10 protein-coding genes are annotated in these 11069 nt (G+C 58.8%); 5 read left to right on the forward strand and 5 right to left on the reverse strand.

Going from position 1 to position 11069, the window contains the following annotated elements; translation table 11 throughout:
* Nucleotides 1–154: 154 nt before the first annotated feature.
* The 3 genes from xseA (at nucleotide 155) to DIT71_RS09855 (ending at nucleotide 4060) form a co-directional block, all read left to right on the forward strand.
* Complete coding sequence (gene xseA / locus DIT71_RS09845) at nucleotides 155–1534, forward strand: exodeoxyribonuclease VII large subunit (RefSeq protein WP_114613051.1); 1380 nt, start codon at nucleotides 155–157, stop codon at nucleotides 1532–1534.
* A 108-nt stretch (nucleotides 1535–1642) separates the two neighbouring features.
* On the forward strand, nucleotides 1643–3517 hold the full coding sequence (locus DIT71_RS09850) for a propionyl-CoA synthetase (RefSeq protein ID WP_114613052.1): 1875 nt from the start codon (nucleotides 1643–1645) through the stop codon (nucleotides 3515–3517).
* 330 nt (nucleotides 3518–3847) lie between these two features.
* Nucleotides 3848–4060, forward strand: a complete 213-nt coding sequence (locus DIT71_RS09855) for a cold-shock protein (RefSeq protein WP_027832312.1) — start codon at nucleotides 3848–3850, stop codon at nucleotides 4058–4060.
* 79 nt (nucleotides 4061–4139) lie between these two features.
* On the opposite strand, the gene leuA is transcribed toward DIT71_RS09855, so the two are convergent.
* Nucleotides 4140–5849 (reverse strand): 2-isopropylmalate synthase, encoded by a 1710-nt coding sequence (gene leuA, locus DIT71_RS09860; RefSeq protein ID WP_227538071.1) that lies wholly within the window; start codon nucleotides 5847–5849, stop codon nucleotides 4140–4142.
* A 136-nt stretch (nucleotides 5850–5985) separates the two neighbouring features.
* On the opposite strand from leuA, the gene DIT71_RS09865 reads away from it, so the two are divergent.
* Nucleotides 5986–6483, forward strand: coding sequence for an Lrp/AsnC family transcriptional regulator (locus DIT71_RS09865; RefSeq protein WP_114613316.1), 498 nt, complete (start codon nucleotides 5986–5988; stop codon nucleotides 6481–6483).
* Here DIT71_RS09865 and DIT71_RS09870 read toward each other — a convergent pair.
* Entirely contained in the window at nucleotides 6471–6896 is a 426-nt protein-coding gene (locus DIT71_RS09870) for a PaaI family thioesterase (RefSeq protein ID WP_114613054.1), read from the reverse strand. The genes DIT71_RS09865 and DIT71_RS09870 overlap by 13 nt on opposite strands.
* 108 nt (nucleotides 6897–7004) lie before the next feature.
* Here DIT71_RS09870 and DIT71_RS09875 point away from each other — a divergent pair, with 108 nt between their 5' ends.
* Complete coding sequence (locus DIT71_RS09875) at nucleotides 7005–8738, forward strand: proline--tRNA ligase (protein ID WP_114613055.1); 1734 nt, start codon at nucleotides 7005–7007, stop codon at nucleotides 8736–8738.
* Nucleotides 8739–8775: 37 nt separating this feature from the next.
* Here the strand turns inward: DIT71_RS09875 and murB are convergent, their stop codons facing one another.
* From murB to kdsB, 3 genes are read right to left on the reverse strand one after another with little or no spacing between them, the layout of a single operon-like run.
* Complete coding sequence (gene murB / locus DIT71_RS09880) at nucleotides 8776–9807, reverse strand: UDP-N-acetylmuramate dehydrogenase (protein WP_114613056.1); 1032 nt, start codon at nucleotides 9805–9807, stop codon at nucleotides 8776–8778.
* Nucleotides 9804–10283 (reverse strand): low molecular weight protein-tyrosine-phosphatase, encoded by a 480-nt coding sequence (locus DIT71_RS09885; RefSeq protein ID WP_114613057.1) that lies wholly within the window; start codon nucleotides 10281–10283, stop codon nucleotides 9804–9806. Before DIT71_RS09885 ends, murB begins: the two co-directional genes overlap by 4 nt.
* Nucleotides 10280–11062 (reverse strand): 3-deoxy-manno-octulosonate cytidylyltransferase, encoded by a 783-nt coding sequence (gene kdsB / locus DIT71_RS09890; RefSeq protein ID WP_114613058.1) that lies wholly within the window; start codon nucleotides 11060–11062, stop codon nucleotides 10280–10282. Before kdsB ends, DIT71_RS09885 begins: the two co-directional genes overlap by 4 nt.
* Between the last annotated feature and the right edge of the window lie 7 nt (nucleotides 11063–11069).

Raw genomic sequence — 11069 nt, forward strand, 5'->3', positions numbered from 1 at the left:
CCGACGCCACATCACGCAAGGTGTGGCAAAGCAAAATCCTTAATCGACCTATTATAAATGGGCCGTGGTTGACAGTAAACCGGGGCTGTTTGGCGATCGGGTTGCATCTTTTTGAAATTGCGCTATTTTTGCCCTTCATTTTCGACTTGTGCGTATGCATCAACACGGAGTGACTTCCTTGGACAGCGGTTTTCAGGATTCCCGCCCCCGGGCACTGAGTGTCAGCGAACTCAACCACCAGGCCCGCCATCTGCTGGAAGCCAGCTTCATGCAGGTCTGGGTTGAGGGGGAGCTTTCCGGGTTTTCACGCCCCTCTTCCGGCCACTGGTACTTTTCCCTGAAAGATCGCAAGTGTCAGATCCGCTGCGCCATGTTCCGGGGTTTCAACCAGCGGGTCCGGGATATTCCCAAAGAAGGTGAACAGGTTCGCATCCGCGGCAAGGTCACGCTTTACGAAAACCGTGGTGACTTCCAGATTATTGTCGAGCATATCGAGCCGGCCGGCCTCGGCGCGCTGCAACAGGCCTTCGAGGAACTGAAACGCAAACTGCAGCAGGAAGGGCTGTTTGATGCCGCCCGCAAAAAGCCACTGCCCGCGACGCCCCGGCACATAGGAGTGATCACCTCGCCAACCGGCGCCGCCATTCACGACATTCTGACGGTGCTGGCTCGGCGATGCCCGGCAATACCGGTGACCCTCTACCCCACAGCGGTACAGGGCAAGGCGGCCACGGGAGATATCGTTCGCGCCATAGAGCGTGCCAGCCGCCATGGCGTAGCCGACGTGTTGATCATCGGCCGCGGGGGCGGCTCCCTGGAAGACCTATGGTGTTTCAATGAAGAGACCGTGGCCCGCGCCATCGCAGCATGCCCGCTGCCAACGGTCAGCGCGGTTGGACACGAAGTCGATGTCACCATTGCCGATTTCGTAGCCGATTTGCGCGCCCCGACACCGTCCGCGGCGGCAGAAAAAATCTCGCCGGACCAGAACGACTGGCTACGCCAGCTCAAAGAGCGCGAGCTGCGATTGGCCGGGGCCGCCAGTCGCGCACTCAAGCGCATGGGAACCCGTCTTGAGCACCTGTCTGTGCGGCTTCGTGACCCCCGCCGTGAGCTGCTTGAAAAAGCCCAGCGCATGGACGAGCTGGACCTGCGACTGGGCAAAGCCATGGGCCAGCGCCTGGAGCGGGACAGAGTCAAAGCCACACACCTGGGCCAGCGCCTGGCGATGCAATCCCCCAGAAAGCAACTGAGTGACAGCCAGGCTGATGTCAGCCGGCTGGCCGACCGCCTGACCCGGGTTGCCCGGGAAACCATTGCGCGGCGGCGCGAGCGACTGGAGCACCAGGGCCAGACCCTTCATGTCGTCAGCCCTCTGGCGACCCTTGGCCGCGGGTACGCGATTGTCCAGCAGGAAAACGGGGAGATCGTCCGCAAGGCCACCAGCGTGCGCCCTGGCGAAAAAATAACCGCCAGGGTGGCCACCGGCCAACTCGAAGCAAACGTGATTTCCATCAATTCCGGTGGCCGGTAATCGCCAAAAAGGCAGGAATTTAGCCTATGGTCTAGTAGTCCTGCACCTCAAAGCGCTTAAAGTTGTGGGTATTGCTTAACACAACAACAACTCTACGAGGTGGATGTTATGGACTACAATTCCGAATTCAGGAAATCCATCGAGCGGCCAGAAGACTTCTGGCGGGAAAAAGCTCAGGCGATTGACTGGATCGAGCCACCCCAGACCATCTGGCAGCCAACCGATAACGGCCACGGACAGTGGTTCCCTGATGGCACCCTGAACACCTCCGATGTTGCACTTGATGCCAATATCCGAGCCGGTCGTGGCGAACAGAAGGCCCTGATATACGACTCCCCTGTTACCGGCACTACTGACTCCTATACCTACAACGAACTTACCCGTGCAGTGGCAACCTTTGCCGGGGCGCTCCAGGATCGTGGCGTCACCAAGGGCGACCGGGTCATCCTCTATATGCCGATGATCCCGGAAGCGGTGATTGCCATGCTCGGATGCGCCCGTATTGGCGCCATCCATTCCGTGGTTTTCGGCGGCTTTGCGGCCCACGAGCTGGCAGTGCGCATTGATGATGCAGCACCCAAGGCAATCATCACCGCCTCCTGTGGCATCGAAGTCAAAAAAGTGATCGAGTACAAGCCGCTGGTAGACAGGGCGATCGACCAGGCCGAGCACAAACCGGAATGTTGCATTGTCTTTCAGCGGCCACAGGTGAAGGCGCAACTGAAAGAGGGTCGGGATTTTGACTGGAACGAGCTGGTGTCGCAGGCAAGCCCGGTGGACCCGGTGCCGGTAAAAGCAACCGACCCGCTCTATATTCTCTACACCTCCGGCACCACCGGTAAGCCCAAAGGGGTTGTCCGTGATAACGGTGGCCATGCCGTGGCGCTTCGCTACAGCATGCAACTGGTCTACGATGCCAGCCCGGGTGACGTCTTCTGGGCAGCCTCGGACGTTGGCTGGGTAGTGGGCCACAGCTACATTGTTTACGCGCCCCTGTTTGCCGGCTGCACCACCATCCTATACGAAGGCAAGCCGGTAAAAACTCCGGATGCAGGTGCCTTCTGGCGTGTCGTCCAGGAGCATGGCGTAGACATGCTCTTTACTGCTCCCACAGCGTTCCGCGCGGTGCGCAAGGAAGATCCCGAGGCGGATCAGCTGGCTCGCTACGACGTCAGTTCGCTGAAACGCATTTTCCTGGCCGGAGAGCGGCTCGACCCTCCCACCTATGAGTGGCTGAAGGAACATACCGGCCTGCCCATTCTCGACCACTGGTGGCAGACAGAAACCGGGTGGGCGATCTGTTGCAACCCCATTGGCATCGAGATGATGGAGACCAAACCAGGGTCTGCGACCGTGCCCTCGCCAGGCTATAACGTCCAGGTAGTCGATATGGAGGGCAGTCAGGTTCCGGCCAATGAGCAAGGGCAGATCGCGGTCAAGCTGCCACTGCCTCCCGGATGCATGACAACGGTGTGGGGCGATGATGCCCGCTTCTGCAAAACCTATCTGGATCCGATTCCGGGATTCTACAGCTCCGGTGACGGTGGCTTTATCGACGACGATGGCTATGTCTTCATCATGGGCCGCACTGATGATGTCATCAACGTCGCAGGGCACCGGCTTTCAACCGGGGAAATGGAAGAAGTGGTCGCCTCGCACCCTGCCATTGCCGAATGCTGTGTTGTGGGCGCCAACGATGAAATGAAAGGCCAGATTCCCGTCGGGCTGGTGCTGATCAAGGATGGGGCCACCATTGACCATGACGAGCTCGAGGATGAGCTGATCGAAATGGTCAGAGACAAAATCGGTGCGATTGCGTGTTTCAAAAGGGCCATGGTTGTCGATCGGCTGCCGAAAACACGGTCGGGCAAGATTTTGCGAAGGGTCATTCGCCAGATTGCTGACGGTGAAGAGTATTCCGTACCCAGCACCATCGATGACCCGGCAATACTGGAAGAGATCAGCGCGCGGTTCAAACGCTGATATTCTGCCCTACTACAGCCCACCATCATCAACCGGAGCCGGCCCGACCGCAGGTTCCGATTGTTGACAATTTCGTGACAACTTGTTGTTTTTGCGGCTTAAAAAACTTTACTAAAGTACCAAAAAAAGCGTTGACGGACTCCCACCGCGGTCTATACTGAAAAAGCTGTGAAAATACAGCGGTATTTGGTGAATACGTTTCAACGTCCTGCCAGCGTGCTTTTCGTTGCCACTTTCCTCAGTACTTTCTGGATTTTTGCAGCATCGGTAATTCCTCAGGAACACCGACGGTCCCGTGAGGGCAAAATCTCGGAAATACAGGAAAGTTCAATGTCAGATGATACAAAAACAGGCCACGTGAAATGGTTTAACGAGTCCAAAGGCTTTGGCTTCATTGCCCAGGACGGCGGTAGTGACGTATTCGTTCACTACAGTGCAATCAACGCGAGCGGATTCCGCACCCTGACCGAAGGCCAGCAGGTGCAGTTTACCGTTACACAGGGCCCGAAAGGACCCCAGGCGGAAAACGTAACCCCGGTCTGAGGTTTACGCGTCCCCGCCCTATGCCCCTCACGGGCACAGGGAACCCGAAAAAGCCGGCAATATGCCGGCTTTTTCCTTGTCAGGCACCCGCCTCGGCTGCCGCCTTGCTGGATGCTCGGCCATCCCGTTCTTCAGCCACCACCTGGGCGACTGCCGAGAACAGAGCCTGGAGTGTGGCCGAGGTGGTGTCCTCCGCCAGCGCCGCCGCGCTGCAATGCTGACCATTCACCGTTACCCGGATGCAGGCCAGCGCGTTGGCTTTGGTGCCCTCGCCCAGGGCGAATTCATCATAAGCCTCTACCGCCAGTGACACCCCGTATTCCGCTTCGAGCGCTGCAGACACGGCCTCCACAGCACCCAGGCCGTGCCCTTTGAGGGTTACGGGGTGATCACCGGCACCGATGCTGACGGTGGCGGTAACGCCTTCATCATCACGGTGCAGGTCGTAGGACCGCAACTCCCAGGCCCTGTTCACCTGCAGGTAACGGTCTTCGAACAGCCGGTGGATGGTCAGCGAGTCGATCTCTCCGCCGTTGGTTTCGGCCTCACGCTGCACCAGCTTGCTGAACTCGATCTGCAACCAGCGCGGCAGGCTGATGTTGTAGTCCCGCTCCAGCACATAGGCAACGCCACCCTTGCCGGACTGGCTGTTGATACGGACCACTTCCTCATAGCGGCGATTCAGGTCTCTCGGGTCGATGGGCAGATAGGCCACGTGCCAGGCATCACCGTCTTTACGTTTGCTCAGACATTTACGGATTGCGTCCTGATGACTGCCGGAAAATGCTGTAAACACCAGTTCACCGGCATAGGGATGGCGCGGATGCGTGGATATCTCGGTACAGGCCTCCACCACATCGGTAATTTCTGCCATACCGGACAGATCCACTGTGGGATCCACGCCCTGTGAATAAAGGTTCATGGCCATGGTAACCAGGTCCATATTGCCGGTGCGCTCGCCATTGCCCATCAGGGTGCCTTCAACCCGGTCCGCCCCGGCCATCACCGCCAGCTCTGCCGCTGCCACGCCGCAGCCACGGTCATTGTGGGTATGAACACTGATGCAGATGTGTTCACGGTAACGGACATGGTCACAGATCCACTCAATCTGGTCGGCAAAAACGTTGGGAGTAGCCATTTCCACGGTGGCCGGCAGATTGATCACCACTGGCTGACCCTGGTCCGGGCGCCAGACATCATTGACAGCGTCGATCACTTCGGCGGCGTAATCCAGCTCGGTACCGGTAAAACTCTCCGGTGAATACTGGAAAGTCCACTCGGTATCCGGGTATTTCTCGGCATTGGCCTTGACCACACGAGCACCGTTGACAGCGATATCCCTGATACCGGCCCGGTCCATATCAAAAACCTGCTCGCGCTGAACCGTGGAGGTTGAGTTGTACACATGAACAATCGCTTTGCGGGCGCCTTTCAGCGCCTCATAGGTGCGCTTGATCAGTTCTGGCCGGGCCTGGGTCAGCACCTGGATGTGAACATCCTCGGGAATCCGGCCGTCCTCGATCAGCTTGCGACAGAAATCAAAGTCCGGCTGGCTTGCAGCCGGAAAGCCGATCTCGATTTCCTTGAAGCCCAGCTTTACCAGCAAATCGAACATCCGCTGCTTCTGTGCCACCGACATGGGCTTGACCAGCGCCTGGTTGCCATCCCGAAGATCCACGGCACAGAACCGCGGTGCCTGCGTGATGACCTTGTCCGGCCAGCGACGATCGGTTTTGGCCACCGGCGTGAACGCAACGTATTTACGATGATCAAATGCCATAAGGGTGATTCCTTGCTGTTTTACTGGGAATTCGTTGACTGTCAATCAGGATAACGCGTGCAACAGGGAAAATGATTGCTTTTTTGCCCTGGAAAGATTCAGAATGGCTATATTCTTTCAAATATTAATCGATAACCGGCAGCTTATGTCAACTTCTACCAGCTCGCTCGTCAAGATCGACAGGATTGACCGCAACATCCTCGAACAATTGCAGCAGGATGGGTCCCTGACCAACCAGGAACTGGCAGACAAGGTAGGCCTTTCCCCCTCCCCCTGTCTGAGACGGGTCCGTGCCCTTGAAGAAGCCGGAGTGATTGTCCGAAAGGTCACCATACTGGACCATAAGAAACTGGGGCTTTCGTTAACCGCGATCATCCTGATCGGCATGGATCGCCATACGCCGGAACGCTTTGCCGCTTTCGAGAAACAGGTGGGCGAGTACCCGGAAGTGCAGGAATGCTACCTGATCACCGGCCAGGACGCCGACTACATGCTCAAAGTTGTGGTGCCGGACATGGACCACTATCACCATTTCCTGCTTAACCGTATCACCCGCATACAGGGGGTTAGCGGCGTACATTCCAGCTTTGTGCTGAGACGGGTAATCGACAGCACGGCATTGCCGCTGGGCTATCTGTCATGAGGTAAGGCGTAACTGCCGGTGACGTGGGCGACCACTTGCTGTTGGTGCCCCTCCCCCGACAGCAGGCGCACCTCGCAGAAAGCAATCCGGCGCCCCATGCGCAATACCGTGGCCTCCCCCACCAGATCGGACGGCGCCGGTTTGTGCAGAAAGTTGATGGACAGATTGCTGGTCACCGCCATCTCTACCTTGCCGATGGCAGCCATGACGGCGGCGTACATGGAGGCATCCGCCAGGGCCATCTGCACCGGACCAGACAGGGTACCGCCCGGGCGGATCAGCCGTTCCGAAAACACCAGGCGGGTGCGGGCATAGCCCCGATCCCCGGTTTCATCAACAGTGAAGCCGATATCCTCTGCCATGGGCACGCCGGCCCGGATTACTGCTTCGACTTCTGCGGCTGTCAGGGTCATTCACTTCTCTCCGTCTGTCCATCTGTACCTTGCGGTAATCGCTCCGTACAATAGCGGGCACCATGTGATAAATAAAGAATCCCTTTTCAACTGCTTACGGATAACACAATGCGAGCAAGCCGTTACCTGATTGCCACCCAGAAAGAAACGCCTGCAGATGCCGAGATCATCAGCCACCAGATGATGCTCAGGGCCGGGATGATTCGCAAACTGGCTGCCGGGCTCTATTCCTGGTTGCCAATGGGGCTGCGAGTGCTGCGCAAGGTAGAGCGCATTGTGCGGGAAGAAATGGACAAGAGCGGCGCCCAGGAAGTGCTGATGCCTGCCGTGCAACCTGCCGAACTGTGGCAGGAATCCGGGCGCTGGGAACAGTACGGCGGCGAATTGCTGAGAATGCAGGACCGCCACGGTCGTGACTTCTGCTTCGGCCCCACCCACGAGGAAGTCATCACCGACCTGATCCGGAATGAGCTGAAGAGCTACAAGGAACTGCCGGCGAACTTCTACCAGATCCAGACCAAGTTCCGCGATGAGCGGCGGCCCCGGTTCGGAGTGATGCGTGCCCGGGAATTCATCATGAAGGATGCCTATTCGTTTCATGTGAATGCCGAGTCCCTGAATGACACCTACCAGGTAATGCACCGCACCTACTGCGCCATTTTCGACCGGCTGGGTCTGGATTATCGCCCGGTGGAAGCCGATTCCGGCGCCATCGGCGGCAGCGCTTCCCACGAATTCCACGTACTGGCCTCTTCCGGCGAGGACGCCATTGTATTCAGCACCGACAGCGACTATGCCGCCAATATCGAGAAGGCCGAGGCTGTCGCCCCTGCTGGTGAGCGGCCAGCGCCGTCACAGGATATGGCGGAAGTGGCAACGCCGAACCAACGTACCATCGAGGCGATTACCGGTTTCCTGGGCGTTGACGCCAGCGCTACTGTCAAGACACTGATGGTCAAGGCAGAGGAAGACGAAAACGGAACCAGCGGGCTGGTGGCGTTGATCCTGCGGGGCGACCATACCCTCAACGACATCAAGGCAGAGCAGCTTGAGGGTGTGGCGGAGCCTCTGACCATGGCCACGGATGAGGAAATCGAGAAGGCCGTCGGCTGCAAGGCAGGCTCCATAGGCCCGGTAAAACTGCCGGTGCCGGTCATTGTTGACCGCAGTGCCGCCCATCTGGCGGACTTTGTGTGCGGCGCCAACAGGGAAGGCTACCACCTGACCGGCGTAAACTGGGAGCGCGACCTTCCCCTGGCGCGGGTGGAAGACCTGCGCAATGTGGTGGAAGGCGACCTCAGCCCTGACGGCAAAGGCACCCTGGAAATCCGCCGAGGCATCGAGGTTGGCCACATCTTCAAACTGGGCAACAAGTACAGCAAGGCCATGAACGCTACCGTTCTCGATGAAAACGGCAAAAGCGCGATCCTGGAAATGGGCTGTTACGGCATCGGTGTATCCAGAATTGTTGCCTCCTCCATCGAGCAGAACCACGACGACAAGGGCATCATCTGGCCGGAGGCCATTGCGCCGTTTGAAGTGGCGATCGTGACGCTGAACGCCCACAAATCACCGGCAGTGATGGAAGCGGGTGAAAAGCTCTATGAACAGCTTCGCCAGGCCGGGTTTGATGTGCTTCTGGACGACCGCAACGAACGGCCCGGTGTGAAGTTTGCCGACATGGAACTGATTGGCATACCCCATCGCTTCGTGGTGTCCGAAAGGGGCCTGGCGGCTGAAACCCTGGAATACAAGGGGCGCCGGGAGGAAGACAAGCAGGATGTACCACTGGCTGAAGCGCTTCCGTTCCTGATAAGCGCCTCACCCCGCAACGGGCTCTGAGCAAGCAACTGATGGAAGTGGGTAGGCACGCCCGGGGTTATGGGCGGCCAACCACTCCCGGCTCCATCTCCAGCGCGATACCGAAGCGTGCCTCGACATCATTGCGAATCCGGTCGGCCAGTGCCAGCACGTCCTGGCCACTGCCATGGGAGTGATTTACCAGCACCAGCGCCTGCCGGTTGTGAACGCCCACCTTGCCATTGCGGTAGCCCTTCCAGCCACACTGATCGATCAGCCAGGCTGCCGCAACCTTGGCATTGTTATCCCCGGGATGACCGGCAATATCCGGATAGGATTGCTGCAGTGCGTGCCAGGTTTTCAGAGAAACGACCGGGTTCTTGAAAAAGCTGCCTGCGTTGGGAAGCTGCGCCGGATCCGGCAGCTTGCGCCGCCGAACCGCCATCACCGCATTGGCCACCTCAAGTGGTGTCAGACTGCGGGTATCCTCACCGTCAAAATAGTCGGCCAGATCACGGTACTCCAGAGAGAACGGCCGGGAGCGGGACAGCCTCAAGCGAACCGTGGTGATGACGTAGCGACCGGGCTCATGCTTGAAAACGGAGTCGCGGTAGCTGAAATGACACAGGCTGTTAGTAAGCGTGATCTCCTCGCCCGTGCGTCGGTCCAGGGCACTGACTTCCAACAATGTATCCCGAAGCTCTGAGCCGTAGGCACCGATATTCTGGACCGGTGCCGCGCCAACAGTACCCGGAATCAACGCCAGGTTTTCAATGCCCCGGTAGCCGGCGGAGGCCGCGTAGATGACCACGCTGTGCCAGTTCTCGCCGGCGCCCAGCACCAGGGTTGCCTCGTCACCGTCAATGTTTTCCCAGCAGCGGCGGCTTATCGCAAGACGGATCACCAGCCCTGGATAATCACCGGCAAAAACCAGATTGCTGCCACCGCCGAGGATCAGCGGCTCCACGGACTGTTCAGCCCCCCAGGCCAGCGCCTGCCGGAGAGCATCGACGGAGGTCACCGACACAAAGTAACGGGCCTGGGCGTCAATACCCAGGCTGTTCATGCCGGCCAGGGAGACGTTCTCCTGAATTCGGGGCTGGCTGCTCAAACCAACTGCTCCCGGATACGCTGCAGGAGGCCCTCACTGGCGTCACTGATCAGGTCCAGCACCTGTTCGAAGCCGTGATTACCGCCGTAATAGGGATCGGGCACCTCGTCATACCCGGAGCTGCCGAACCGCAAAAACAAAACCGGCTCGGTACCGCCATTCTGGCGCCAGACATCGCGCACATCCTCCAGGTTCTGTCGGTCCATCACCAGTACGTAGTCGAAATTGTCCAGGTCCTCGCTGCTGAACTGGCGCGCCCGCAGATGGCCAATATCGACCCCGCGCTCCCGCGCGGCGGCAATGGCCCGACTGTCGGGGGCTTTGCCAACATGCCAGTCGCCGGTACCACAGGAGTCGATGGTTACCTGGTCATCAAGGCCGGCCTGTTGTACCACCCGACGGAAAACACCCTCGGCGCTGGGGGAGCGGCAGATATTGCCGAGACAGACAAAAAGTACCTTAACCGGTGTTGTCATGGGTTTGGCTCCTGGTGTTCGGCCATGTACTGGCGCAGACGTTCGAGATCCTCTTGTGTATCAACACCTGCCGGCGGCACCCGGCAGGCTTCTTCCACATGGATGCGGGCGCCGTTATACAACGCCCGCAGCTGCTCCAGGGATTCCGTCACTTCCGTCGGTGCTGGAGCCCAGGTGACGAAGTTCCGGAGAAGGCTGACACGGTAGCCGTAGATGCCAATGTGGCGATAATATTCGGACCCTTCCGGCAACTGCTTCCGGGCGTCTGCCGTCTGCCATGCATCCCTCGCCCAGGGTATCGGTGCACGGCTGAAATAATGCGCAATGCCGCGATGGTCAAACACCACTTTCACGACATTGGGATTGAACACGCTGGCCGCATCCGAGATCTGTTCACAGAGCGTGGCAATGGCAACATCGGGATGGGTCTCCAGGTTGGCGGCAACCTGGTCAATCAGTTGTGGCGGTATCAGCGGTTCATCACCCTGAACATTGACCACCCGTTCGTCCGGGCCGAAGTTCATCAGCCGGGCTACCTCTTCGAGGCGATCAGTGCCACTGGCATGACCGGCGGATGTCATCACCACCTCTGCCCCGAAGGACCGGCAGGCGGTCTCAATCCTGGGGTCGTCGGTGGCTATGATCACACGGCCGGCGTTACTTTCGCAGGCGCGATCATGGACGTGGGCAATCATTGGTTTTCCGGCAATCTCCGCCAGCGGCTTTCCCGGCAGGCGGGTGGATGCGAAGCGGGCCGGAATCACAACGGTGTAGGACATAAAGGCT

This window comes from Marinobacter vulgaris, assembly GCF_003344045.1.
Lineage (GTDB): Bacteria > Pseudomonadota > Gammaproteobacteria > Pseudomonadales > Oleiphilaceae > Marinobacter > Marinobacter vulgaris.